Genomic DNA, 25526 nt, shown 5'->3' with positions numbered 1-25526 from the left:
CCCGTGCCCGGCTTCCAGAACGGTCAGAACCCCCTCCAACAACACAGTTGCTACAAGGACGTACTTGCGGCGTGTCCCGCGATGGTGGGCGGGCAAGGGCCCCGCAGCCAGGTAAACGGTTCTGCAGCCAAGTCGCACAGCTCTCCGGGCATCGCCGCGTTAGAGCAACAAAACGCCTAGCACTTAGTGGGAGTAGCGTTACCTGAAGATATGCAGATGAAGCATCAGCTTCAACGAATGCCGAGTAGCCGTTGCAAACGCGCTTCGCTTCGCTCAGCGCGCCGTCCACCACGCCAGGACCAGTGCGGCGGCATAGCACAGCAGGTCGAAACCGTTGTTGGCCAGTTGCAGCAGGGTCCAGGCCAGCCCGGTGCCCATCTTCTGCGCCGAGGTCCACGGGTCCAGGCCCAGTGCGCCCCCCAGGTGCGCCGAGGCGATACCCCAGTTGGCGCCGACGATGATCAGCGCGGTCGCCACGACCGCGATGCCGATACGCAACGGGCCGGCGCCCAGCGTGCCCAGGCGCAGCATCCAGACGATTTCCGGGGCCGTCAGTACCGCCATCCAGCCGGCCTGGTTGCCGACGGCAAGCGCGATCAGCATCCAGGCGATCAGGGCGGTGACGCATCCCAGCAGCAGGAGCGGGGGCCAGAGCCAGTGGGTGGTTCTGGCGGACGCGGTGGTGGGCGGCATTGGAGCTCCTGACAGTGCGCACATGATAAGGCGCGCGACGTGCTTTGCGCGGTGATGGGCGCGCCGATGGAATGCAGCGTCGTCGCTGGCTCCATCCCGCAACCAGCAGCGGCCTTGCCGTGGTCGGCTAGAATGGCGGACTTGCGCGCATCCGCCGCGGCCCCATATCCAGCCCATGTATTCCCGTAGCAGCGAACCCGTCCAGTTCGAACGCGATTGCGATGCCGTCATGGTGCCGCAGGGCGATTCGGTGACCCTGCCCGCAGGCAGTTACGGCTATATCACCCAGGCGCTGGGTGGCAGCTACACCGTCTTTGTCGAAGGCAACCTGTTCCGCATTGCCGGCAAGGATGGCGATGCGATCGGCAAGGAGGCCCCGCCCGGGCTGGAACTGCCCGCCAATGCCAGCGACGAAGAGGTGGAAGCCCTGGTGTGGCAGCAGCTGCGCACCTGTTTCGACCCGGAGATCCCGTTCAACATCGTCGATCTGGGCCTGGTCTACGAGGCGGTGGTCAGCCATCGCGAGGAAGACGATCAGCGCCGGGTGGACGTCAAGATGACCCTCACCGCGCCCGGTTGCGGCATGGGCGAGATCCTGGTCGACGACGTGCGCAGCAAGGTGGAGATGATCCCGACCATTGCCGAAGCCGACGTCGAGCTGGTCTTCGACCCGCCGTGGGGCCGGCATATGATGTCCGAAGCAGCCCGTCTCGAGACCGGCATGCTCTGATCATCAGGCGCCATGTCGAAGAGGTGGCGCCGCGTCCTTTCGCCCGCCATAACAGGAATCTTCCGGTGTCCGTGTCCTTCGCTTCCACCCGTTCCCCGTCGCCGCGCAGTGCCGACGAGCTGTCCGTGATCCTGGCCGCGCCCGGCTTCGGGCTGCATTTCACCGACCACATGGTCGCCATTTCCTGGACCAACGAGCTCGGTTGGCACAACGCGCAGGTGCGCGCCTACGGCCCGCTGCAGCTGGATCCGGCCGCCTCGGTGCTGCATTACGGCCAGGAGATCTTCGAAGGCATCAAGGCCTACCGGCATGCCGACGGTTCGATCTGGACCTTCCGCCCGCAGGCCAATGGCGAGCGCCTGCAGCGCTCGGCGCGCCGGCTGGCGCTGCCGGAACTGCCGGTGGACCTGTTCGTCGAATCGCTGCGCCAGCTGGTGGCGGTGGATGCGAGCTGGGTGCCGTCGGCCCCGGAAACCAGCCTGTATTTCCGCCCGTTCATGATCGCCGACGAGGCATTCCTGGGCGTGCGTGCGGCGCACAAGGCCTCGTACTACGTCATTGCAAGTCCTGCCGGTCCGTATTTCGCCAAGGGCGTGGCGCCGGTGTCGATCTGGTTGTCCACCGAGTACGCACGTGCGGCCAAGGGCGGCACCGGCGCGGCCAAGTGCGGCGGCAACTACGCCGCCTCGTTGCTGCCGCAGCAGAAGGCCTATGCGCAGGGCTGCTCGCAGGTGCTGTTCCTGGACCCGGTGGAAGGCAGGTACATCGAAGAACTGGGCGGCATGAACGTGTTCCTGGTCTACAAGGACGGCACGCTGGTGACGCCGGAATTGTCCGGCAGCATCCTGGAAGGCATCACCCGCGACAGCATCCTGCAACTGGCCCGCGACCGCGGCATGCAGGTGATCGAGCGCAAGGTCGCCATCGACGAGTGGAAGCAGGGCGTGGCGTCGGGCGAGATCACCGAAGTGTTCGCCTGCGGCACCGCGGCCGTGGTCACCCCGATCGGCGAGCTGAAGGGCGATGGCTTTGCGGTCGGCGATCTGTCCGCCCCGGCTGGCGAGGTGACCATGTCGCTGCGCCAGGAGCTGACCGATATCCAGTACGGGCGCGTCCCGGACCGCCATGGTTGGCTGGTGCGTTTGTCCTGAGCCAACACATTGCGTCAAAAAAGGCCTCTGCGCAGTCGCGCAGGGGCCTTTTTTTTGGGCGCAGCGCAGCAGGGGCGTGGCAATGCGTGTCCGAACATGTCTTCAACTGCTGAACGGTGCCGTACGGTGTCACAAATCTGATATTTAATTTATGGAAAGTGCGAACTTATTATTGTTCAGTCTGGTTGTAGTGCGGTAGGTTCGCTGAACGGATCGATAACAGGGGGTCGATCCGGGACCTCGGTGCTGACCTATGGAAGGCGGCACCGGCTACCACCGCTAAGGCGGTGCTCTTTGATCTAGAAGGGAATTCGATGTCGAACGAGTCTTTCCGCAAGTGCCCCCGCGCACTCACCATCCTGAGCGCAGCTGCGCTGACCTCGTTGCTGCTGGCAACCCCGGCCTTTGCCGGCGAGGTGTATCTGGATGGCCTGGCCACCGCCCAAACCCATCAGAAATTCATCGTGACCTACAAGGACGGCAGCACCGCGCTGGCCAGTCCCACCGCGTTGAGCACCTCGCTGCGCACCGCCGCGCGCGCTGTTCCAGCCAAGGCCGGCAAGGCGCTGGGCCTGAACTCGGTGCGCCGCCTGGCGCTGGGACCGGAGCTGGTCAGGACCGACCGCGCACTCGACCGCGCCGAGGCCGAAACCCTGATGCGCCAGCTGGCATCCGACCCCAACGTGCAGAGCGTGGAAGTCGACCAGATCCTGCACGCCACGCTGACCCCGAACGACACCCGCCTGTCCGAGCAGTGGGCCTTCGGCACCACCAACGCCGGCCTCAATATCCGCCCGGCCTGGGACAAGGCCACCGGCGCCAATGTGGTGGTGGCCGTGATCGATACCGGCATCACCGCCCACGCCGACCTCAACGCCAACATCCTGCCGGGTTACGACTTCATCAGCGATGCCGCCACGGCGCGCGATGGCAACGGGCGCGACAGCAATCCTGCCGACGAAGGCGACTGGTACGCCGCCAATGAGTGCGGCACCGGCATTCCCGCCGCCAATTCCAGCTGGCACGGCACCCATGTGGCCGGCACGGTGGCCGCGGTGACCAACAACACCACCGGCGTGGCGGGCACGGCCTATAACGCCAAGGTCGTGCCGGTGCGCGTACTCGGCAAGTGCGGCGGTTCGCTGTCGGATATCGCCGACGCCATCGTCTGGTCGTCCGGCGGCAGCGTCAGCGGCGTGCCGGCCAATGCCAACCCGGCCGAAGTGATCAACATGTCGCTCGGCGGCGGCGGCACCTGCTCGGCCACCATGCAGAACGCGATCAGCGGTGCGGTCTCGCGCGGCACCACGGTGGTGGTGGCGGCGGGCAACGACTCTTCCAACGTGTCCGGTTCGCTGCCAGCCAACTGCGCCAACGTGATCGCGGTGGCAGCCACCACCTCGGCCGGCGCCAAGGCCAGCTATTCCAACTTCGGCACCGGGATCGATGTGTCGGCGCCGGGCTCGGCGATCCTGTCCACGCTCAACAGCGGCACCACCACGCCGGGCAGTGCCAGCTACGCGTCCTACAACGGCACCTCGATGGCGGCGCCGCATGTGGCCGGCGTGGTCGCGCTGGTGCAGTCGGTCGCGCCAAGCGCACTTACGCCGGCTGCCGTGGAAACCCTGTTGAAGAACACCGCGCGTGCGCTGCCGGGCGCCTGCTCGGGCGGCTGCGGTGCCGGCATCGTCAATGCCGATGCGGCGGTGACCGCCGCCATCAGTGGCAGCAATGGCGGCGGCGGTGGCGGCACCGGCAACACCCTGACCAACGGCACGCCGGTCACCGGACTGGGCGCGGCCACGGGTGCCGAACTGAACTACACCATCGCGGTGCCGGCCGGTAGCGGCACGCTGACGGTGGCGATCAGCGGCGGTAGCGGCGATGCAGACCTGTACGTGCGTGCCGGCAGTGCGCCGACCGACACCACCTACACCTGCCGCCCGTACCGCAGCGGCAATGCCGAGACCTGCAGCATCAGCGCGCCGTCGGGCACGTACTACGTGCGCGTCAAGGCGTACAGCACGTTCTCCGGCGTGACCTTGCGCGCCAGCTACTGAGACACGTCGGCACTGTCGGGCCATGGCCGGGCAGTGCCGATCCGCTTCAGATCTGCTTCACCCCATCAGCGACGTATTGCCCACGTCTGCCGCATCGGCAGGCGCCGGTGATGTGTTGCCGCTCGACCGGAATGGACATCGGTCAGTCGTCTCGCCGGGCGCACGCGCCCGTGCACTGCCCGACCCGATCCGCAGCACGCGGGGACGGTTCGGCCATCTCGCCGCACCTGCGGCACTCTCTCAATTAAGGAACGATCGATGTCCAATGTGTCGCAACGTCGTGCGCCCAAGCGCGCGCTGGTGGTCCTGGGTGTGTCCGCGCTGACCTCGCTGCTGGCGGTGCCGGCGTTTGCCGGTCAGGTCAATCTTTCCGGCCTGGATTCGCAGCCCACCCTGGATCGCTTCATCGTCAAGTACAGGGACGGTTCCAGCGCGGCGGTGAGCCCGACCTCGATGCGTGCATCGCTCAAGTCGGTCGCCACCGCCGTGCCGGCACGCGCCGGTCGTGCGCTCGGCCTGAATCACGTGCGTCGCACCGCGCTGGGGTCGGAGGTACTCAAGACCGACCGTGGCCTGGACCGCGCCGAGGCCGAGACGCTGATGCGCCGGATCGCCGCCGATCCGAGCGTTGAGTATGTGGAAGTCGACCAGATCATGTACCCGACGCTGACCCCCAACGACACCCGTCTGTCCGAGCAGTGGGGCTTCGGCACCACCGCCTCGAGCATCAACGTGCGTCCGGCCTGGGATACGGCCACCGGCACAGGCGTGGTGGTGGCGGTGATCGACACCGGCATCACCAGCCACCCGGACCTCAATGCCAACGTGCTGCCGGGTTACGACTTCATCAGCGACGCGGCACGCGCGCGCGACAACAATGGTCGCGACAACAATCCGGCCGACCAGGGTGACTGGCGCGCTGCCAACCAATGCGGCTCCGGCGTGGCAGCGGCCAACTCCAGCTGGCATGGCACCCACGTGGCCGGCACCATCGCCGCGGTCACCAACAACAGCACCGGCGTGGCCGGCACCGCGTTCAATGCGCGCATCGTGCCGGTGCGTGCGCTGGGCCTGTGCGGCGGCACCACCTCCGACATCGCCGATGCGATCGTCTGGGCGTCCGGCGGTACCGTGTCCGGGGTGCCGGCCAACGTGAACCCGGCCGAGGTGATCAACATGTCGCTGGGCGGCAACGGCACCTGCTCCAGCACCTACCAGAACGCCATCAATGGTGCGGTGTCGCGCGGCACCACGGTGGTGGTGGCGGCCGGCAACAGCAATGCCAACGTGGCCAACTTCACCCCGGCCAGCTGTGCCAACGTGATCTCGGTGGCGTCGATCACCTCGGCCGGGGCGCGTTCGAGCTTCTCCAACTTCGGCAGCACCATCGACATCTCCGGCCCCGGCTCGGCGATCCTGTCCACGCTCAACAGCGGCACCACCACGCCGGGCAGCGCTAGCTACGCCTCCTACAACGGTACCTCGATGGCGGCCCCGCACGTGGCAGGCGTGGTGGCGCTGGTGCAGTCGGCGGCCAGCCGTCCGTTGACCCCGGCGGCGGTGGAAACGCTGTTGAAGAACACCGCCCGTCCGCTGCCGGGCGCCTGCTCGGGTGGCTGCGGTGCCGGCATCGTCAACGCGGCCGGTGCGGTCAGCCAGACCCCGTAAGGTACGCGCGGTGCCAGCGGCCGGACCGTTGGCACCGCATCGGTCTGCGTGATGCAGCGTGTCTGCAGCAAGCTTGGTACCCCCCCATTGCCCCGCCAAAACGCGGGGCAATGGCGTTTTGGGGGTACGGGGAGGGCAGGTCGGCTCAGTTCCGGTCGCCGCCGGCATCTGCCGTTCAAGCGGCCGCCTTAACAGACCCCATGGTTCGCCACGCCTTGTCAGCGATCCCGGCTCAGGTCCGCCGGCACCGGGTCGATAGCGTGGGCAGGTGGGCAGCGACGCCAGTCGGCGCGCCTCACCACGATGCGAAGCGGCACACCTGTGCCCGCGTTTGCACCACGACATCTTGGAGAGGGGTCGATCCATGCACCATCTATCATTCAAAGGGTTACGCCACGTCGCGCTGGCCTGTGCACTGCTGTGCGGCACTGCGCCTGCGTTCGCTGGCGACGTCAGCCTGCAGGGGCTGGGGTCGGCGTCGGCCCATCAGCGTTTCATCGTCAGCTACAAGGACAGCAGCGCCGGCAACCGTGGCGGGCGTCTGAGTGGTTCGCTGCGCGAGATTGCCCGCGCAGTGCCGGCGCGGCGCGGGCGCGCCCTCGGCTTGTCGGCATCGCGCTGGCTTGGCGTCGGGCCGCAACTGCTGGTGGCCGACCGCGCGCTGGACCGGGTCGATGCGGAAACGCTGATGCGGCGTCTGGCGGCCGACCCGTCGGTCAAGCGCGTGGAAGTGGACATGTTGATGCGTCCGATGCTGGTGCCCAACGATACCCGCCTGTCCGAGCAATGGGCGCTGGGCACCACGACCGCCGGCATCAATGTGCGGCCGGCCTGGGACAAGGCGACCGGCAAGGGCGCGGTGGTGGCCGTGATCGATACCGGCGTCACCACGCACCCGGAGCTGTCGGCCAATGTGCTGGCCGGCTACGACTTCATCAGCGACGCCTCCATCGCCCGCGACGGCAACGCCCGCGACACCAGCGCCGCCGATGTGGGCGACTGGGCCGCGGCCAACGAATGCGGCAGCGGTGCCAGCGCATCCAGCTCCAGCTGGCATGGCACCCATGTGGCCGGCATCGTCGCGGCCGCCGCCAACAATGGCGCCGGCACCGCGGGCGTGGCGTTCAATGCCAAGGTGCTGCCGGTGCGGGTGCTGGGCCGTTGTGGCGGCTATCTGTCCGATATCGCCGATGCGATCGTCTGGGCCTCCGGCGGCACGGTATCCGGTGTGCCGGCCAATCCGACCCCGGCCAAGGTAATCAACCTGTCGCTGGGTGGCATCGGCACCTGTTCGACCACCTTGAGCAATGCGATCGCCAGCGCGGTGTCACGCGGCACCAGCGTGGTGGTGGCCGCCGGCAACAGCAATGTCGATGTCTCCAACAGCGTGCCGGCCAATTGTCCGAACGTGATTGCGGTGGCGGCGACCACGTCGGCCGGGGCCAAGGCCAGTTTCTCCAACTTCGGCCAGGGCGTGGATATCGCCGCGCCCGGCCAGGCGATTCTGTCCACGCTCAACAGCGGCACCACCGCGGCGGGCAATCCCAGTTACGCGGTCTACAGCGGCACCTCGATGGCGGCGCCGCATGTGGCCGGCGTGGTGGCGTTGATGCAGTCGGTGGCGCTCAATCCGCTCAGTGCGGCCAGCGTCGAAGCCATGCTCAAGAGCACTGCGCGTGCATTGCCGGTGGCATGTCCGCAGGGCTGCGGAGCAGGGCTGGTCAATGCCGATGGAGCGGTGGCTGCGGTGATCGCCTCGACCACCCTGACCAGCAATGCAGCGCGCAGCGGCCTGGCCGCGGCGACCGGTGGTTCGCTGTATTACCAGGTCAACGTGCCCGCGGGCACGCGCAGCCTGCGGGTGGCACTCAGCGGTGGCAGCGGCAATGCCGATCTGTCGCTGCGCCCCGGCGCATTGCCGAGCGATACCGCCTACAGCTGCCGTAGCGCGGTGGTGGGCAACGCCGACAGCTGCACGCTGACCGCGCCTGCGGCAGGGGTGTATTACGTGCGGCTCAAGGCCACGCTGGCGTTTTCGGCGGTCACGCTGGTGGCCACGTACTGAGCGCGCACGCAGTCCTGCGCCGATGGGTGCAGGGCTGCGCCCGGCCTTTGCGCGCGATCTCGCGTCAGGCACGTAGCGCTGGCGAAACACTTACGTTTCATGGAGCGTGCGTGATCGCTGCCGCAAGCAAGCGATACTTTTTGCATGTCCAAGTGCTGGCCGGCGCCAGCCGACACGCACGCGGCGCGGTGTCTCGCCGCGTCTAGTCGCAGACACTGCAGGGCCGCGCCTGCAATGCGGCGACGATGCCGTCGCCCGGCAATTCCAGCAGCAAACCGCGTTGCCCGGCGTTGATCCACAGCGATGGGGCATCCAGTGCGCTGGCTTCGATCAGAACCGGCGCCTGGCGTTGTTGCCCGAGCGGGCTGATGCCGCCGACCTTGTAGCCGGTGCGACGCTCGGCATCGGCCACCTCCATCATGCGCGCCGACTTGCCGTTGCAGGCACTTGCCAGTTTCTTCAACGACACCCGGCGATCGCACGGGATCACCACGCATACGGCCTGGTCGTCGACCCAGGCCATCAGTGTCTTCAGCACCGTGTGCGGCGCCAGCCCCAGGGCGGTTGCCGCCTGCACGCCCTTGGCGTCGGCATCGGCCTGGTAAGCGTAGGGGTGCAACACATAGGCCACGCCGGCGGCGTCCAATGCCCTGGTCGCGCGGGTGGCCTTGCTCATGGTGTCAGAGCGACTCGAAGCGGTTGGCGGCGACGTTCTTGCGCACCTTTTCCGGATTCCAGATGCGTCCGTTCATGGCGATGTACACGCCGGCCGGCAGCGACTGCACCGCGCCGACCGCGCAGCCGATGTTGAACTCGGCATCCGAGCCGCGGAAGCGCGCCGGATTGAGCGCGCCGGTCATCACGATGGTCTTGTCGGCGATCGACTGCAGCACCTTGCCGGTTTCCACCATCGAATCGGTGCCGTGGGTGATCAGCACGTGGCGCGTCGGCTGGGCGGCGATGGTGGCGCGCACCAGTTCGCGGTCGGCATCGGTGATGTGCAGCGAATCCTTGCGGATGATCGGAATCACCGAAAAGCGGAAGGTCACGCCCAGTTCCTTGAGGATCTGGCCGATCTGCGGGTCGCCGATCTGGTAGTCCGACTTGTCGTCGAAGTAGATCTTGTCGATCGTGCCACCGGTGGTGACGATCAGGAGGTCTTCCATTGCTGCGGGTCCTTCAAACGGGCGCGGTGCAGGCCGCGCGAGGGCCGTCATGATACGACCCCGGCGCGTGCACTGCCCAAGCCGGGTCAACGTGGAGGGCGAGGGCGGCCGAAGCGCGCCGCCATGCCGGGGCCGCCCACCAATGCCACCACCAGCAGGGCCAGCAGCACTTCCAGCCAGGCCAGTCCACGCGCCTGCGGCTGACTCCAGGCGACCATCACGCCGTGACTGAACCAGCCCAGCGCGAACACGCCGGCCCAGAAACGCGCACGCGCGCTGCGCAGCGCCAACGCGGCCATCAGCGCCGGCGGCACTGCAAACACCAGCAGCGATGCGGCGCGGTGGCGGTCGTCGTGAAACCAGGTCACGAACAACACCGTCAGCGCGATCAGCACGGCGGTCAGCAGCCAATACGTGGCGCGCAGGCTCACGGGCTGGCCAGGCGCCGGGCGATGTCGGCCACCCGGCGGCCCAGCGCACGCGCCAGCAGCGCTTCGTCCTCGCTCGGTTGCGGGTCGCCGCCGGCGCCGGAGACATGGCTGGCGCCATAGGGCGTGCCGCCGCTGGTGGTGTGGCTGAGCGCCGGCTCGGTGAACGGGATGCCGACGATCAGGCAGCCGTGGTGCAGCAGCGGCAGGTGCATCGACAGCAAGGTGGATTCCTGGCCGCCGTGCATCGAGGCGGTGGAGGTGAACACGCCTGCCGGCTTGCCGGCCAGGGTGCCGCTGGCCCATTCGGCGCCCAGGCTGTCGAGGAAATGCTTCACCGGCGCGGCCATGTTGCCGAAGCGGGTCGGGCTGCCCAGCAGCAGCCCGCTGCACTCGGCCAGATCGGCCTTGTCCACATACGGCGCGCCCTCGTCCGGCACCGGCGGGGCGCTGGCCTGGGTCACCGCCGCCACCGGCGGTACCGTGCGCAGCCGCGCGCTCATGCCGGGGACTTCGCCAATGCCGCGCGCGATCTGCCGCGCCAGCCGCGCCACCGAACCGCCACGGCTGTAATACAGCACCAGAATCTCCGCCATCGCGCATTCACCGCCTGTGTAAGTTGCCGCAGTATCGGCCAAGCCACCACCTCGCTGCACGCTGCGGCTGCGGCAAGGCCGCGATGACGGCGCATCGGGTACCCTTGCGCGATGTCGCGCGTGAACAAACTCCACCAATGGAAAGAACGGCTGCGCGACCGCGCGCGGACAGTGAGCTTCGGGCGCTTCCTGTGGCGCCGCTTTCTCGATGACCGCCTGTTCCAGGCCGCCGCCTCGCTCGCCTACACCACTGTTTTTGCGCTGGTGCCGCTGGCGATCGTGGTGTTCGGAGTGTTGTCGGCGTTTCCGGCCTTCAACGAATGGAAGGACGCGCTGACCGACTTCATCTTCAACAACTTCGTGCCCGGCGCGGCGCGTTCGGTGCAGAACTACCTCAACCGTTCGCTGGAGGATCTGGGCAAGTTCACCGTGGCCGGCATGGTCGCGCTAGTGGCCTCGCTGCTGATCACCCTGCACAGCATCGAGCAGACCTTCAACAGCATCTGGCGGGTGGCCGCCGCACGGCCGAAGGTGACCCGCTTTCTGATCTATTGGACGGTGCTGACCCTGGGCACGATGCTGGCCGCCGCCTCGATGGCGATGGCCGCCTACGTGTTCGCGTTGCCGCTGTTCCGCACCACCGAAGGCCAGTGGCTGGCCGAATTCGCCTGGCGGCTGGCGCCGATGGCGGTGGAGTTCGTCTGCATCGTGCTGATCTACCGCGTGGTGCCGCAGCATGCGGTGCGCCTGCGGCACGCGTTGCCGGGCGCATTGCTGGCGGTGATCCTGATGGAGATCGTCAAATGGGGCTTCGGCTTCTATCTGGGCAATTTCCAGACCTATCAGCGCATCTACGGCGCACTGTCGGCGCTGCCGATCCTGCTGCTGTGGATCTATCTGAGCTGGGTCTCGGTGCTGCTGGGCGCTTCGCTGGCCTCGTCGATGTCCGCGTTTCGCTACCAGCCCGAAGCGATGCGGCTGCCGCCGGGCTTTGAGATCTATGGCCTGCTGCGCCTGCTTGGTCGTTTCCGCCAGGCACGCATCCATGGCAACGGGCTGGACGAAGACCGCATCCTGGTGCTGGAGCCGATGCTCACCGACACGCTGATGCAGGAGTTGCTGTGCGAACTCAAACGCATCCGCCTGCTGCGCCGCGACGAGCGCGGCCAATGGCTGCTGGCGCGCGATCTGGACGTGGTGCCGCTGGCCGAACTCTACGAAAACTGCCAGCTGCGCGTGCCGATCGAAGACCGCCCCCTGCCATGCCGCGACGATGCTTACGGCCAGGCCGCGGCGGCTGCGCTGGAACAACTGCGTCAACCCTTGCGCAGCGTGCTGGCGCAACCGGTCGGCGACCTCTACACCCACCTTCCCGGAGACCCCTCATGACCGTGCGCCTCGTGCGCGGCGCCTGTGCGCTGCTGTTGCCGCTGTTGTTGCTGACCGCCTGCAAGCCCGCCAGCGAGGGAACGCCCGCCGCCGGCGGTGCAGCGCCGGCGACCACCGCGCAGACGCCGGAAAAGCCCGCCGCCGCCGACCCGGCAGGCGCGACCGATTCCTCGGTGGTGCAGCAGACCGCCGAGATGCCCAAGCTGTCGCTGCCGACCGTGACCGGCGAGGCCTACGATCTGGCCGCGCATCGCGGCAAGTGGGTGGTGGTCAATTTCTGGGCCACCTGGTGCGCGCCGTGCCTGAAGGAAATGCCCGAACTGTCGGCGCTGCACACCATGCGCGACACCATCGAAGCGGTGGGCCTGGCCTACGAAGACATCAGCAGCGCCGACATGCAGGCCTTCCTGAAGGACCACCCGGTGTCGTACCCGATCGCCATCCTCGACCCTTACCAGCCGCCACAGGACTTCGCCACGCCGCGCGGGTTGCCGATGACGTATCTGATCGGTCCGGACGGCAAGGTCGCCAAGCAGTTCCTCGGCCCGGTGACCGCACGTGACATCGAAACGGCGGTCGGCATCACCGGCAAGGCCGGCTGATGCAGGCGGCGCGCTTCGTCGTCACCGGCGTGGTGCAGGGCGTGTGGTTCCGCGCCTCCACCCGCGAGCGCGCGGTTGCGCTGGGTCTGCGTGGACACGCGCGCAACCAGCCCGACGGCAGTGTGGAAGTTGTCGCTGCCGGGACCGACGCCGCGCTGGATGCGCTGGAGACCTGGTTGTGGCAAGGCCCGCCGGTGGCCCGGGTTGCGGCGGTGACACGCATGCCCTGCGCGCAGCCGCCGACTGAAGAATTTGTAACTGGCTGAGTCGCTGCCACCGGAGCAGGCCAACAGACTTGCGATGCGTCGCCGATAACCTTGTCAGCGCGATCAGGCGCGCAGGGGAACTATATGGCCGCTCCATCTCAAGATCACACCGACGGGCACGCACTGCCGGCACACCACCGCAATCGTCGCCTGGTGCAGCTTGCGCCATGGCTGTACCTGGGCGTCCTGTCGGGCAGCGGCTGGTTGTTGTTCCTGCAGCCGCAAACCCGTGTGCTGCAGCCTGGGCAGGCGGCCACCAGCTGGCTGCTGGCCTGGATCTTCGGCGGCATCGCCATCGGTGCGGTGCTGTGGAGCCTGAAGCTCGCACGCCACGGCCTGGGCGCGTCCACTGCCAGCTATCCGCTGTCGGCGCGTCTGCCCGATTCCTGGGCCGATGCCTACGCTGCCCTGTTGCGCCCGGCCAGCGCCGCGCCGATGACGGCGTCCAAACCCGATCGCGCCGGCACCCAGCGCGGCGCAGCCTGGCACCGTTTCGGCGGCGGCATGCTCAGCGTGGAAAATTTCGATCCCAACGACGCCACTCGCGCGCCTTGGGACAGCCTGGATGCCCAGGCCTGCATCGCGCGTCTGGACGATGTGCGTCCGGCCTGGCAGAACGCCGCCGCCAACCGCGCGCTGCAACAGGAGCGTCGCTACTGGCTGGATGTGGTGCTGTCGCTGCTCGACCATGGCGTGATGCGGCCGCTGCAGGACGGCTACCTGCCCGACACCGCCACGCTGCGCACCGAACGTTTCCTGCTTGGCGCCGATGCCGGCCCGATCGTCCTGGCCGAGGTGCCGGCGCTGTTCGCACGCCGGCTGGCGCTGGCGATCGAGAGCATGCCGGCCCCGCAACGCGAAGCCGCCGGCGTCCAATGGCGTCTGCTGCAGCAATTGCACGGCCTGGTTGCCGAAGGCCGCATGCTGGACGAGCGCTCGCAGGTCATCCAGGTGCTGGCGTGGAATCCGGACGTGGACCTGGATCAGGTCGAAGTGGCCTACATCCTGGCCGCCGAGTACCGCCAGGGCATGCGCGACTGGTTGCGCCGCGCCGCGCTGGTGCGTCTGCCGGACAGTGCACTGCGCCTGGATGAAGTGCTGCTGTCGTCCTGCAGCCCGCTCGGTCCGCAGGCCGACGATGTGGATTACATTGAAGCGATGCGCCCGCTGCACCGCGGTTTCATGCAACTGTTCAGTCAGCGCCTGAGCCAGCTGGTACTGCAGGCCGAGCAGGCCGAACGCCAGTCCGGCCTGTATCCCTTGCCACGTGCCACGGCCAGCGACGAGATCTCTCAGGACTGGCCGGCGTAATCGTCGATCGGTTCCAGCACCCCGTAACGTTCCTTGTGCGGCTTGCCGTCCAGCGGCGGCAGCTGCAACGTGTCATCGGGCACCGCGGTGTCCGGGAGCCGATCCAGCAGGTTGCGGATCAGACTCAGGCGACCCCGCTTCTGGTCGTTGAAATCCACCAGCGTCCACGGCGCGTCCGGCGTATGCGTCACCTTGAGCATGCGCTCGCGCGCGGCGGTGTAGTCCTCGTACTTGCTGCGTGACTGCAGGTCCACCGGCGACAACTTCCAACCCTTGAGCGGGTCTTCCTGGCGTTCGGCAAAGCGCTGTTCCTGCTCGGCCTGATCCACGCACAGCCAGTACTTGAACAGCAGGATGCCGTCGTCGACCAGCAGTTGTTCGAAGCGCGGCGCCTGCTCCAGAAACGCGTCGTACTGCGCGTCGGTGCAATAGCCCATCACCCGTTCCACGCCGGCGCGGTTGTACCAGCTGCGATCCATCAGCACCAATTCGCCGGCCGCCGGCAGGTGCGCCACATAGCGCTGGAAATACCATTGCGTGCTTTCGCGATCGTTGGGTGTCGGCAATGCCACCACCCGGCACTGGCGCGGGTTCAGATGGCTGGCGATGGCCTGGATCACGCCGCCCTTGCCGGCGGTGTCGCGGCCTTCCACCAGCACCAGCGCGCGCTGGTTGGTGTGGCGCAGCCAGCGCGCCATGTTGACCAGTTCCAGCTGCAGCGGTGCCAACAGCTTCTTGTAGGCCTTGCGTTTCAGGTGCGACATGCGCGTTCCGACAGCGATGAAGCGCGCAGGCTATTCGCCCAGGCGTGGACGCAGTGTCGCCAGATTGCAGGGCTTTGTACGTGCATCGAGCTGCGCACGCACGATCTTTTCCCAGGCCGTGCGGCAGGCCGAGGTGGAGCCGGGCAGGCAGAACACGAAGCTGTGGTTGGCCAGCCCCGCAAACGCGCGCGACTGCAGCGAGGAGGTGCCGATTTCGTCGACGCTGACCGCGCGGAACAATTCGCCGAAACCGGGCATGGTCTTGTCCAGCAGCGGCGTGATTGCCTCCGGCGTGCTGTCACGGCCGGTAAAGCCGGTGCCGCCGGTGATCAGGATGCCGTCGACCTGCGCATCGGCGATCCACGCAGAGACGATCGCGCGCATGCGGTAACGGTCGTCCGGACACAGGGCGCGCTCGTGCAGCACGTGACCATCGCGAGTCAGGGCATCGACCAGATAGTCGCCGGAGCGATCGTCGGCCAGCGTGCGGCTGTCTGACACCGTCAGCACGCACAGGTGCAAGGGAATGAAGTCGAGATTGGAAGGCATGCCCCAAGCCTAGCGAGCCGGAACGACCGGGTACAGCACCACGGCGTGAAGCCGCACACTGGACGAGTCGCTCTCGAGCCCCTCTCCCCCGGGAGAGGGGTTGGGGTGAGGGTGCGGCGGAAGACAGCCATCTAGCTTGAAAAGGCGAGCAGCCCGCTAGTTACCTGACCAACCATGTTGGCGCGCGAGTGCTTGCATCAGGTCCGCGAACCCGTCGGCAAACCCATCCATATCGAACACGCCCGACTCGCGCCGACGCTCCGCCACCCGTGCACGCAACGCACTCAATGCCGCTGGGTCACTCGCCAACGCCACCGCCTTGGCCACAAACGCAGCGTCGTCGGCCACATTCATTTCATCCAGCCCCAGGTGATGATTCAAGCTGCCGGCCACGCGCGCGGCAAACGTCTCGCCGGGCGTCGTCAGCACCGGGCAACCGGCCCATAGCGCATCCGAAGCGGTGGTGTGCGCGTTGTACGGATGCGTGTCCAGGAACAGGGCGGCATGCCGGTAGCGCGCCAGATACTGCGCGTGCGGCAGCTTCGGCATGAACACCAGACGCTGCGCATCCACGCCTTGCGCCTGCGCCACCGCCCGCAGGCGCGCGTCGGCCTCGCCCGGCCCGGACAACAGCCACAGCACGCTGCCCGGTACCGCGCGCAACACCGCCAGCATGCGCGTCATGCTGCGTGGATTGAGCTTGTAGCTATTGTTGAAGCAGCACAGCGCCACGCCATGCTCGGGCAAGCCGCACTGCGCCCGCGGCGGCGGTTCGGCGACCACGCGCGAGGTATCCGACGGCTGGAACGCACCGTTCAAGCGCACTACGCGCTCGCTGTAAAACGGCTCCAGCGCCGGCGGCAGCGCAAACGCATCGCCCAGCACATAGTCCATCCATGGCGCACCCGACGTGCCCGGATACGCCAGCCAGTTGATCTGCAGTGGCGCCGGTCGCAGTGCGAATACTTCCGGGCGCCCGCCCCCGCCCCAGCCGCGCAGGTCGAACAGCAGATCGATGCCCTGATCGCGGATGTGCTGCGCGGTGGCCAGGTGCCCTAGCGCGGTGACATCGTGCAGCGTGGTGGCCTGCGCCAGGCGCGTGCGGATCGCGCTGCGGTCGTCGTGGCTGGTGGCGAACAGATGCAGCTGCAGCGCAGGCTGCCGGCGCTTAAGCGCTTCGAACAACGCCACAGTCAGCAAGCCGGTGGGGTGCGCGCCAAACCCGTTGGAAACAAAGCCGAGCCGCAACGCGCCCTGGCTGCGCACGGCAGTCGGCGCCAGCGGGCGCAACATTGCGGTGACGGCCTGCGCGCGCGTTCGTGCACACGCCAGCTGTTCGGCAGCGCTGGCGTCCTCGCTCAGGAAGGCGAACGGTTCCACCGCCGCAGCGCCCTGCGCCACCGCACTGCGCACCTGCGCAGCAAGTGCATCCAGCGCGCGCCAATCGCACAGACGGCGTCGCCAGTTGAGCAGTTGTGCGGTGATATACGGCTCATCGGGCAGCAATTGATGCGCACGCGTATAGGCGGCCGCGGCAGCTTCGGCCTGGTCGGCATCTTCCAACGCATGCCCAAGCCATAGCGCGATGCCCGGATGCTGCGGCACCAGGTCCGATGCCTGCTGCAACAACGCTGCCGCCTCGGCATGCCGTTGCTGTGTCCAGCGCACCCGGCCAAGCCGCGCCACCGCTTCCGGATGGCCCGGCTGCAGTGCAAGCGCGCGTTGCACCGCGGCCTCGCCCGCAGCGACTGCGCCCATGCCGAGTTCGGCATCGGCCAGCATCAGCCAGGCGATGAAATCGCCCGGCTGGCGCCGCACTGTCTCGCGCAGCTGCAGCAGCTCGCGCGGGACCTGCGCACTCACGGGCTGTCGCTCAACCGTGCCAGTTCGTCGGCCTGATGCTCGTGCAGCAGTCGTGCGATCAGTGCATCCAGATCGCCTTCGATGATGTTGGGCAGGTCGTACAACGTCAGGCCTTCCACGCGGTGGTCGGTGATGCGGCCCTGCGGGAAGCTGTAGGTGCGGATGCGCTGGCTGCGGTCGCCGCTGCCGACCTGCAACTTGCGCGTCTGCGCCTCGGCGGCGGCCGCCTTGCTGCGTTCGGCTTCCACCAACTGCGCCTTCAGCCGCTTCATCGCCTTGTCGCGGTTGGCGTGCTGGCTGCGCTCGGTCTGGCATTCCACCACCACGCCGCTGGGCACGTGGGTGATGCGGATTGCCGACTCGGTCTTGTTGACGTGCTGGCCGCCGGCACCGGAGGAGCGGAACGTGTCCACTTTCAGGTCGGCCGGATTGATCACGATCTCTTCCACATCGTCGGCTTCGGGAATGATCGCAACCGTGGCCGCCGAGGTGTGGATGCGGCCCTGCGATTCGGTCGACGGCACGCGCTGCACGCGATGGGTGCCGGATTCGAACTTCAACCGCGAATACGCACCGCGTCCGACCACCCGTGCCACCACTTCCTTGTAGCCGCCGTGCTCGCCGGGACTGTCGGATTCGATCTCTACCTTCCAGCCCTGGCGCTCGGCATAGCGCGCGTACATGCGAAACAGGTCGCCGGCGAAGATCGCCGCCTCGTCGCCGCCGGTGCCGGCGCGTACTTCCAGGAACAGGTTGCCGTCGTCGCGCGGGTCGCGCGGCACCAGCAGCAACGCCAGTTGCGCATCCAGTTCTTCCAGGCGCGCCTGTGCGGCGGCGATCTCCTCTTCGGCCAGTTCGCGCATTTCCGGATCGTTGCGCATCGCTTCGGCCGCGCTCAGGTCGGCCTTGGCGCGCGCTTCGTCTTCCAGGGCCACAGCCACCGGCTCCAGCTGCGACAGTTCGCGCGACAGCGTGCGGAACTTGTCGTTGTTGTTGACCACATCGGGGTCGGAGAGCAGGTGCTGCAGTTCTTCGCGGCGCTCGGCCAGCGCTTCGAGCTTACGGCGCAGGGTCGGCGTCATCGGTCCTCACGATCGGGGTAGTGACAGGGGGATGTTGGTAACCGGGTTTTTCCGGGAACAGCCGGTCGGCCGCGCTGGTCAATTCCAGGTCGTTGTTGAGCGCGGCATCGCGCAGCGCGGCGGTGGGCGGATGCAGCAAGCGGTTGGTCAGCGCGTGCGCCAGTTGCTCCAGCACTTCGTCGGCCGGTTTGCCGTTGTGCAACTGCTGGCGCGCCTTGGCCAGCAGTTCGTCGCGGGTGCTGTCGCCGAACGCGCGCAAGCGCTTGAGCGGGGCCTGACGCGCATTGGCCTGCACCGTTTCGACATAGCGTGCCACCTGCAGATCGATGATGGCTTCTGCCTGGTCGGCGGCTTCACGGCGGCCACGGCGGTTGTCTTCCACCGCGCGTTCCAGATCGTCCACCGTATACAGGTAGGCGTCGCCCAGCTCGGCTACCGATGCTTCGATATCGCGCGGCACCGCCAGGTCGAACAACAGCATCGGCTTGCGCTTGCGCGCGCGCAGTGCCTGTTCCACCTGCACGCGCGTGACGATCGGCTCGCGCGCGGCGGTGGCCGAGAACACCACGTCGGCTTCGGCCAGGTGGCGGTCCAGATCGGTCAGCGGCAGTGCGTAACCGCCGTGCTGGCTGGCCAGCGTCTGCGCATGGGCCAGCGTGCGATTGGCGATCAACAAGCGGCGTACGCGGCCTTCGCTCAGATGTTTGGCGGCCAGCTCGATGGTTTCGCCCGCACCGATCAACAGCACGGTGGATTCGTTGAGCCGTGCGAAGGATTCCTGTGCCAGCCGCACCGCGGTGGAGGCTACCGACACCGGATTGGCGCCAACGCGGGTATCGGTCCGTGCCCGCTTGGCCACCGAGAAGGTCTGCTGGAACAGGCGGTCCAGCCCGCTGCCCAGCGCGCCGTGCGCACGTGCCACTGCCCAGGCATCCTTCACCTGGCCCAGGATCTGCGGCTCGCCCAGCACCATCGAGTCCAGCCCGGTGGCGACGCGGAACAGGTGGCGCACCGCCTGCTCCTCCTGGTGCTGATACAGATAGCCGCTCAGGCCCGGCGCATGGGTTTCCAGCCAGATCACCAGGCTGTGCGGATCGTCGGCCATCGCATACAGCTCGGTGCGGTTGCAGGTGGACAGCAACGCGGCCTCGCGCACCTGCGGCAACGCGCGCAGGGATTCGAGCGCGCGCGGCAACGCGTCACCTGCGAACGCCGCGCGTTCGCGCAGGTCCACAGGTGCGGTCTGGTGATTCAGTCCGAGCACCCACAACGTCATTGTTCAGTTGCTTGCGATAAGCTGGCGGCCATTCAGGGCCCCATTTTACGGCCCGGTTGCCCCCGATGCCTGTACCGATTCGCATCCTGTGTGTTCTTTTGCTGGTCGCAGTCTCCACCAGTGCCACTGCAGCACCCAAGAAAGCACTGCCCGCGCCGCCGCCCGGTCGCGCCGGCACCACCTCGCTGGAGCCGGTGCTCGCCGGCGAATTCGCCTTGCAGGCCGGGCAGTTGGACGATGCCGCCCGCGCCTACCTGGACGCCGCCAAGGCCGAGGCTGGCGATGCCGGGCTGGCCGAACGCGCCGCCCGCATCGCCATGCTGGCCAACGACGACCCGCGTGCGATCGAGGCCCTGGCGCTGTGGCGTGACCGTGCACCCTCGTCGATGTCCATGCGCAGTACCGAAGCCTCGCTGGCCTTGCGCCGCAACGACTTGCGTACCGCCCGCCGTGACCTGCTCGGCCTGCTCAAGGAGCCCGACCCGCGCGGCTGGCGCTTCGCCCTGATCGCCCTGGCCAATGGCGGGCGCGAGCCGGAAGCCTCCGCCAACGTGCTCGAAGACCTGGTCAAGGCCGGCGCCATCCCCAATCAGATCGAAGCCTGGCAGGAATTCGGCCGGCTCGCCTTGCGCATGGAGCGCCCGGCGCTGGCCAAGCGCATCGTCGACGAAGTGGTGCGCCGTTTCCCCGAGGAGCCGCGCGTGGCCTTGTTGCACGCCACCCAGCTGCAGCAGGAAGGCAAGAACGACGAGGCGCTGGCGCTGCTGAAGAATGTCGAGCCGCAGGCGGTCAAGGATTCCGAGCTGCGTGGCGCGCTGGCCTTTGCCTACGATGCCATGGGGCAGACCGAAGCCGCCGCGCGGGTGCTGTCGACCGGGCCGCAGGACACCCAGACCTACGGGCTGCGCGCCTCCATGCTGGCCAAGGAAAAGGATCGCACCGCGCTGGAGGCGCTGTACGGTGAGCTCAAGAGCAATGCCGCCAAGCCCGACCCGGACCGCCGCCTGCTGCTCGGCAAGATCGCCGAATTCCTCAAGCGCTACGACGAGGCGGTGGAGTGGTATCGCGGCGTACCCGGCGGCCCGCAGTTGAGCGAAGCGCGTCTGCGCGCCGCCAGCGCGCTGTACGAGTTGGGCCGCAAGCCCGAGGCGCTGGCCGAGGTCCGCGCCTTGCAGAGCGATGCCACTGCCGACGACGACGCACGTCGCGACGCCTATGTGCTCGAGGCCGAGCTGCACCAGCGCGCCGGCGACGCAGCGGGCGAGCTGGATGCCTTCGAGCGCGGCCTGGCCGCCTATCCGGACGATGGAGCCTTGCTGTACGCCCGCGGCCTGGCCTGGGAGCGTCGCGACGATGTCGCACGTGCCGAGGCCGACCTGCGCAAGATCCTGGTCGCTGAACCGGAAAACGTGGCGGCGCTGAATGCGTTGGGCTACACCCTGGCTGACCGCACCACCCGCTACAAGGAAGCACTGGCGTTGATCGACCGCGCCCGCACCGCCGACCCGGACAACCCGGCCATCGTCGACAGCTACGGCTGGGTGCTGTACCGCATGGGCCGCGCCAAGGAGGCCCTGGTGCAGCTGCGCCGTGCCTGGGCCCTGGTCAAGGACCCGGAAATCGCTGCGCACGTGGGCGAGGTGCTGTGGGTCAGTGGCAAGCAGGACGAAGCGCGGCGCTACTTCGATGAAGCGCGGCGTCTGGATCCGGACAACCGCGCGCTGCAACGCGCCGTGGAAAAGTTCGGCCTATGAGCAAGGCGATCCGAACACTGGCCCTGAGCGGGCTGGTGCTGGTCGGGCTGTCGGCCTGCGTCAGCGTGCCGCGCGGGCAGGGCAGTGGCGCGGCCGTGGTGGAGCAGGTGTCCGATCGCGCGCGCCAGGCCGAAGCTGCGCGCCAGGCCTGGCTGCAGGCGCATCCAAACTGGTCGTTCCAGGGCCGGGTGGCGATCAGCAAGGGCAGTCAGGGCGGGAGCGGTCGCATCGACTGGCAGCAGGACGGTGCGCAATACCGCGTGCAGCTCAGCGCGCCGGTGACCCGGCAGAGCTGGGTGCTCACCGGCGACGCCACCAGTGGCGCCGGACGCCTGGAAGGACTGGAAGGCGGTCCGCGCAGCGGCCCCGATGCCGAGCAGGTACTGCTGGAAGCGACCGGCTGGACCATCCCGGTCAACCAGATGCCGGACTGGGTCCGTGCGCTGCGCATCGCCGACGCGGGTGCCGAACGCGTGGACCTGGATGCAGCCGGTCGGCCGCGGACCGTGCAGCAAGATGGCTGGACGATCGATTTCCTCGCCTGGGCGCCGGCCGGCGAAGGCCACCCCGAGCTGCCGCAGCGCATCGAAGCCCGCAACGGCGAGGCCAAGGTGCGTCTTCTGGTCGACCACTGGGCGGTGTCGCCCTGATGCCTGCGGCGCAAGCGGGCTGGTCGGCGTGGCCTGCGCCGGCCAAGCTCAACCTGTTCCTTCGGATCGTCGGGCGCCGCGCCGATGGTTATCACCTGCTGCAGACCGTGTTCCGGCTGCTGGACTGGGGGGACACCATTCATCTTCGCTTGCGCGATGACGGCCTGATCCGGCGCATCGGCGACAGCCTGCCCGGCGTGGCGGAGGACGATGACCTGGTGATCCGTGCCGCGCGCCTGCTGCAATCCAGCGCGGGCGCGCAGGCCGGTGCCGACATCCGGGTCGACAAGCGCATCCCCGCCGGCGGCGGTTTCGGGGGTGGCTCGTCGGATGCCGCCACCGTACTGGTCGCGCTGAACGCCTTGTGGGGCCTGGGTTTGCCGGTCGATACGCTGGCCGGGCTGGGATTGCGGTTGGGTGCCGACGTGCCGGTGTTCGTGCGCGGGCACAATGCCTGGGCGGAGGGCATCGGCGAGCAACTGACCCCGATCAATCTCCCGGCAGCGTCCTATGTGCTGGTCGATCCGGGAATCCATGTGCCCACCCCGGCCTTATTTCAGTCACAGGAATTGACGCGGGATGCTGCGCCCGTGAAAATAGCGGACTTCGCTTCGGGTTCTCTGCTCGACAATGCGTTCGAGCCGGTACTGCGGCGCCGTGAACCCGCCATCGAGGCAGTGTTCCAGGCGCTGTCCAGGATCGGGACGCCGCGTTTGACCGGGTCAGGGAGCGGGTGTTTCGTCGAGTTCGCCACGCGCGCTGCTGCAGAGCAGGCCATGGCGCAGTTGCCGGGCAGCCTGAGGGCGTGGGTCGTGGAAGGTGCAGCGCACTCGCCACTGCTCGACGCACTGGACGCGAGACAGGTTTGATGCAGGGGCGTCGCCAAGAGGCCCAAGGCACCAGGTTTTGATCCTGGCATTCGTAGGTTCGAATCCTACCGCCCCTGCCAATATGCAGATCCCTCTGCAGCAGCCGTACATGCAGGTCCCCTGCAACAGCCCGCACCTCCATGTGCGGGGATTCAACGAAAAGCCCGGCATTTGGTCGGTTTATCCAGCTCCACTATCGCCCGCACGCTCTTTGCCGCCGCCCGAGAGATCCCATGCAAGACCAACGTAATCTGCTGGTGTTCTCCGGCAATGCCAACAAGCCGCTTGCCCTGAGCATCTGCAAGGAGCTAGGTGTTCGCATGGGCAAGGCGCTGGTCACGCGCTTTTCCGATGGCGAGGTGCAGGTCGAAATCGAAGAGAGTGTGCGCCGGCAGGAAGTGTTCGTGATCCAGCCGACCTGCGCGCCAAGTGCGGAAAACCTGATGGAGCTGCTGGTGCTGATTGACGCGCTCAAGCGCGCCAGCGCTGCCTCGGTGACCGCGGTCATCCCGTACTTCGGCTACTCGCGTCAGGACCGTCGCATGCGTTCCTCGCGCGTGCCGATCACCGCCAAGGTCGCCGCCAAGATGATCTGCGCGATGGAGGCCGACCGCGTGCTGACGGTCGATCTGCACGCCGACCAGATCCAGGGCTTCTTCGACGTGCCGGTCGACAACGTCTATGCCTCGCCGCTGCTGCTGGCCGACATCTGGCGCGCCTACGGCACCGACAACCTGATCGTGGTGTCGCCGGACGTGGGTGGTGTGGTGCGCGCGCGCGCCGTCGCCAAGCGCCTGGACGATGCGGATCTGGCCATCATCGACAAGCGCCGTCCGCGCGCCAATGTGGCCACGGTGATGAACATCATCGGCGACGTGCAGGGCAAGACCTGCGTGCTGGTCGACGATCTGGTCGATACCGCCGGTACCCTGTGCGCAGCTGCCGCGGCGCTGAAGCAGCGCGGCGCGCTCAAGGTCGTGGCCTACATCACCCACCCGGTGCTGTCCGGCCCGGCGGTGGACAACATCAACAATTCGCAGCTCGACGAGCTGGTGGTCACCGACACGATTCCGTTGAACGAAGCCGCGCGCACCTGCGCCAAGATTCGTCAGCTGAGCGTGGCCGAACTGCTGGCCGAGACCATTCGCCGCATCGCCTTCGGCGAATCGGTCAGCTCGCTCTACGTCGACTGATTCTTTTTCATTCGGTGCCCGGTTCTCCGGGCACCTGCACGACGTCTCTCCTGGTCGCGGGTGAGACGCTTCATCGCCGCGAGGCGATATTCCAAACCAGGTAGTGAAATCCAATGGCAAAGACACATGAAATCAAGGTCGAGCGCCGCGCGAACGAGGGGAAGGGTGCGAGCCGCCGCCTACGTCACGCTGGCGTCATTCCGGCCATCGTTTACGGTGGCGAACTCGAGCCGGTCAGCATCCAGCTCAACCACGAGCAGATCTGGCTTGCCCAGCAGAACGAGTGGTTCTACTCGTCGATCCTCGACCTGAACCTCAATGGCGACGTGCAGCAGGTGCTGCTGCGTGACATGCAACGCCATCCGTTCAAGCAGCTGATCATTCACATCGACTTCCAGCGCGTCAGCGCCAACGAGAAGCTCAGCGCCGCTGTGCCGCTGCACTTCGTCAACGAAGCAACCTCGCCGGCCGGCAAGTCCAGCGAAGTGGTCGTGACCCACGAACTGAACGAAGTTCAGGTCGTCTGCCTGCCGAAGGATCTGCCGGAGTTCATCGAAGTGGACCTCGGTGCCCTGGAAGTGGGCAACGTGATCCACTTGTCCGAGATCAAGCTGCCGGCTGGCGTGGAAATCCCGGAGCTGAAGCTGGGCAAGGAGCACGACGTGGCGGTGGTTGCTGCCAAGCACGTGCGGATCGAGGAAGAAGACGCTGCCGGTGAAGAAGGCAGCGAAGGCGCCGAGACCAAGTAAGCCGTTGGCCGATCCCTCGCGCTGCGCGGGATCGGTCGCGGTCACTGGCATGTCTGCACTCCGCCTGATTGTCGGGCTCGGGAATCCCGGTCCGGAACACGCGCAAACCCGGCACAACGCCGGGTTTCGTTTCGTCGATGCCCTCGTCGAACGCCATGGCGCGCGCTGGGGGCTGGATGCCAAGTTGTTCGGCGAGACCGCCAAGGTCGAGATCGCCGGCCAGCCGGTCTGGCTGCTCAAGCCGGCCACCTTCATGAATCTCAGCGGCAAATCGATCACCGCCGCGTTGCGGTTCTGGAAGATCGAGCCAGAGCAGTTGCTCGTTGCACATGACGAACTGGATCTGGCGCCAGGCACCGCACGGCTCAAGTTCGATGGCGGCCACGGCGGCCAGAACGGCCTGCGCGATACCATCCGCCTGCTAGGGCACGGCAAATTCCATCGCTTGCGGATCGGCATCGGCCATCCCGGCCACAAGGACCGCGTGGTGCCATGGGTGCTGGGACGGGCAGGGCGCGACGACGATGCGGCAATCGGTACTGCAGTGGACGCCGCCATCGACGTGCTGCCGCTGGCAATGCAAGGTAATTTCAACGAGGCGATGAAGCGCCTGCATACGGAAAAATAGAGAATGGGGAATCGGGAATGGGAG

At 67.3% G+C, this 25526-nt stretch carries 26 protein-coding genes and 1 tRNA gene; 17 read left to right on the top strand and 10 right to left on the bottom strand.

What is annotated here, in order from left to right; genetic code table 11:
- On the top strand, nt 1-180 hold a 180-nt coding region (locus LL972_RS02960), incomplete at its 5' end, for a hypothetical protein (protein WP_228326310.1).
- Nucleotides 181-273: 93 nt separating this feature from the next.
- Here the strand turns inward: LL972_RS02960 and LL972_RS02955 are convergent.
- The gene (locus LL972_RS02955; RefSeq protein WP_228326309.1) at nt 274-693 is read right to left on the bottom strand and encodes a hypothetical protein; all 420 of its coding nucleotides are present in this window, start codon (nt 691-693) and stop codon (nt 274-276) included.
- 175 nt (nt 694-868) lie between these two features.
- Between LL972_RS02955 and sufT the strand changes: the two genes are divergently transcribed.
- The 5 genes from sufT (at nt 869) to LL972_RS02930 (ending at nt 8367) form a co-directional block, all read left to right on the top strand.
- A complete protein-coding gene (sufT, locus tag LL972_RS02950; RefSeq protein WP_017156958.1) occupies nt 869-1423 on the top strand; it encodes a putative Fe-S cluster assembly protein SufT in 555 nt (184 codons plus the stop codon).
- A 65-nt stretch (nt 1424-1488) separates the two neighbouring features.
- On the top strand, nt 1489-2574 hold the full coding sequence (locus tag LL972_RS02945) for a branched-chain amino acid aminotransferase (protein WP_228326308.1): 1086 nt from the start codon (nt 1489-1491) through the stop codon (nt 2572-2574).
- A gap of 314 nt (nt 2575-2888) precedes the next feature.
- A complete protein-coding gene (locus LL972_RS02940) occupies nt 2889-4634 on the top strand; it encodes a S8 family peptidase (protein WP_228326307.1) in 1746 nt (581 codons plus the stop codon).
- Between the two features lie 258 nt (nt 4635-4892).
- Nucleotides 4893-6302, top strand: coding sequence for a S8 family peptidase (locus LL972_RS02935; RefSeq protein WP_228326306.1), 1410 nt, complete (start codon nt 4893-4895; stop codon nt 6300-6302).
- Between the two features lie 364 nt (nt 6303-6666).
- The gene (locus LL972_RS02930; protein WP_228326305.1) at nt 6667-8367 is read left to right on the top strand and encodes a S8 family peptidase; all 1701 of its coding nucleotides are present in this window, start codon (nt 6667-6669) and stop codon (nt 8365-8367) included.
- 202 nt (nt 8368-8569) lie between these two features.
- Here the strand turns inward: LL972_RS02930 and ybaK are convergent, their stop codons facing one another.
- The 4 genes from ybaK to wrbA all read right to left on the bottom strand — a co-directional run bounded on the left by ybaK (nt 8570) and on the right by wrbA (nt 10557).
- Nucleotides 8570-9043 carry a Cys-tRNA(Pro) deacylase gene (gene ybaK / locus LL972_RS02925; protein ID WP_228326304.1) on the bottom strand — a complete coding sequence of 158 codons (474 nt, stop codon included), beginning with the start codon at nt 9041-9043 and terminating at the stop codon, nt 8570-8572.
- Nucleotides 9044-9047: 4 nt separating this feature from the next.
- The gene (locus LL972_RS02920; RefSeq protein ID WP_016900703.1) at nt 9048-9533 is read right to left on the bottom strand and encodes an asparaginase domain-containing protein; all 486 of its coding nucleotides are present in this window, start codon (nt 9531-9533) and stop codon (nt 9048-9050) included.
- A gap of 86 nt (nt 9534-9619) precedes the next feature.
- Nucleotides 9620-9964, bottom strand: a complete 345-nt coding sequence (locus LL972_RS02915) for a DUF2069 domain-containing protein (RefSeq protein ID WP_228326303.1) — start codon at nt 9962-9964, stop codon at nt 9620-9622.
- Nucleotides 9961-10557, bottom strand: a complete 597-nt coding sequence (gene wrbA / locus LL972_RS02910; RefSeq protein ID WP_228326302.1) for an NAD(P)H:quinone oxidoreductase — start codon at nt 10555-10557, stop codon at nt 9961-9963. The genes LL972_RS02915 and wrbA overlap by 4 nt, the downstream gene beginning before the upstream one ends.
- Nucleotides 10558-10668: 111 nt before the next feature.
- Between wrbA and LL972_RS02905 the strand changes: the two genes are divergently transcribed.
- The 4 genes from LL972_RS02905 to LL972_RS02890 all read left to right on the top strand — a co-directional run bounded on the left by LL972_RS02905 (nt 10669) and on the right by LL972_RS02890 (nt 14125).
- Nucleotides 10669-11946 (top strand): YihY family inner membrane protein, encoded by a 1278-nt coding sequence (locus LL972_RS02905; protein WP_228326301.1) that lies wholly within the window; start codon nt 10669-10671, stop codon nt 11944-11946.
- Nucleotides 11943-12548 (top strand): TlpA family protein disulfide reductase, encoded by a 606-nt coding sequence (locus LL972_RS02900; protein ID WP_228326300.1) that lies wholly within the window; start codon nt 11943-11945, stop codon nt 12546-12548. The genes LL972_RS02905 and LL972_RS02900 overlap by 4 nt, the downstream gene beginning before the upstream one ends.
- Nucleotides 12548-12814 (top strand): acylphosphatase, encoded by a 267-nt coding sequence (locus LL972_RS02895; protein ID WP_228326299.1) that lies wholly within the window; start codon nt 12548-12550, stop codon nt 12812-12814. Before LL972_RS02900 ends, LL972_RS02895 begins: the two co-directional genes overlap by 1 nt.
- Before the next feature lie 84 nt (nt 12815-12898).
- Nucleotides 12899-14125: a hypothetical protein gene (locus LL972_RS02890; protein WP_228326298.1), complete on the top strand. Its 1227-nt coding sequence runs from the start codon at nt 12899-12901 to the stop codon at nt 14123-14125.
- Here the strand turns inward: LL972_RS02890 and ppk2 are convergent.
- The 5 genes from ppk2 to hemA form a co-directional block, all read right to left on the bottom strand.
- Entirely contained in the window at nt 14107-14889 is a 783-nt protein-coding gene (gene ppk2, locus LL972_RS02885; RefSeq protein WP_228326297.1) for a polyphosphate kinase 2, read from the bottom strand. The genes LL972_RS02890 and ppk2 overlap by 19 nt on opposite strands.
- 30 nt (nt 14890-14919) lie before the next feature.
- Complete coding sequence (gene moaB, locus LL972_RS02880; RefSeq protein ID WP_228326296.1) at nt 14920-15438, bottom strand: molybdenum cofactor biosynthesis protein B; 519 nt, start codon at nt 15436-15438, stop codon at nt 14920-14922.
- A 156-nt stretch (nt 15439-15594) separates the two neighbouring features.
- Nucleotides 15595-17301 carry a UDP-N-acetylglucosamine-peptide N-acetylglucosaminyltransferase gene (locus tag LL972_RS02875; protein WP_228326295.1) on the bottom strand — a complete coding sequence of 569 codons (1707 nt, stop codon included), beginning with the start codon at nt 17299-17301 and terminating at the stop codon, nt 15595-15597.
- Nucleotides 17298-18383, bottom strand: a complete 1086-nt coding sequence (gene prfA, locus LL972_RS02870; protein ID WP_228326294.1) for a peptide chain release factor 1 — start codon at nt 18381-18383, stop codon at nt 17298-17300. The genes LL972_RS02875 and prfA overlap by 4 nt, the downstream gene beginning before the upstream one ends.
- Nucleotides 18361-19659: a glutamyl-tRNA reductase gene (hemA, locus tag LL972_RS02865; protein WP_228326293.1), complete on the bottom strand. Its 1299-nt coding sequence runs from the start codon at nt 19657-19659 to the stop codon at nt 18361-18363. Before hemA ends, prfA begins: the two co-directional genes overlap by 23 nt.
- A gap of 65 nt (nt 19660-19724) precedes the next feature.
- Here hemA and LL972_RS02860 point away from each other — a divergent pair, with 65 nt between their 5' ends.
- The 7 genes from LL972_RS02860 (at nt 19725) to pth (ending at nt 25502) form a co-directional block, all read left to right on the top strand.
- A complete protein-coding gene (locus LL972_RS02860) occupies nt 19725-21413 on the top strand; it encodes a tetratricopeptide repeat protein (RefSeq protein ID WP_228326292.1) in 1689 nt (562 codons plus the stop codon).
- Nucleotides 21410-22063: a lipoprotein insertase outer membrane protein LolB gene (gene lolB / locus LL972_RS02855; protein WP_228326291.1), complete on the top strand. Its 654-nt coding sequence runs from the start codon at nt 21410-21412 to the stop codon at nt 22061-22063. Before LL972_RS02860 ends, lolB begins: the two co-directional genes overlap by 4 nt.
- Complete coding sequence (gene ispE, locus LL972_RS02850) at nt 22045-22932, top strand: 4-(cytidine 5'-diphospho)-2-C-methyl-D-erythritol kinase (RefSeq protein WP_228326317.1); 888 nt, start codon at nt 22045-22047, stop codon at nt 22930-22932. The genes lolB and ispE overlap by 19 nt, the downstream gene beginning before the upstream one ends.
- A gap of 3 nt (nt 22933-22935) precedes the next feature.
- Nucleotides 22936-23012, top strand: a tRNA-Gln gene (locus LL972_RS02845).
- 153 nt (nt 23013-23165) lie between these two features.
- Nucleotides 23166-24125 carry a ribose-phosphate diphosphokinase gene (locus LL972_RS02840; protein ID WP_002811729.1) on the top strand — a complete coding sequence of 320 codons (960 nt, stop codon included), beginning with the start codon at nt 23166-23168 and terminating at the stop codon, nt 24123-24125.
- A 113-nt stretch (nt 24126-24238) separates the two neighbouring features.
- On the top strand, nt 24239-24874 hold the full coding sequence (locus tag LL972_RS02835; protein ID WP_023902813.1) for a 50S ribosomal protein L25/general stress protein Ctc: 636 nt from the start codon (nt 24239-24241) through the stop codon (nt 24872-24874).
- 49 nt (nt 24875-24923) lie between these two features.
- Nucleotides 24924-25502, top strand: a complete 579-nt coding sequence (gene pth, locus LL972_RS02830) for an aminoacyl-tRNA hydrolase (protein ID WP_228326290.1) — start codon at nt 24924-24926, stop codon at nt 25500-25502.
- Nucleotides 25503-25526: the final 24 nt, after the last annotated feature.

Origin of the sequence: Xanthomonas campestris pv. asclepiadis, assembly GCF_020784175.1 — a bacterium.
Classification (GTDB): Bacteria; Pseudomonadota; Gammaproteobacteria; order Xanthomonadales; family Xanthomonadaceae; genus Xanthomonas; species Xanthomonas campestris_D.
Note: the sequence above shows the minus strand (reverse complement) of the source record. Positions and strands in the feature narration are given on the sequence as shown.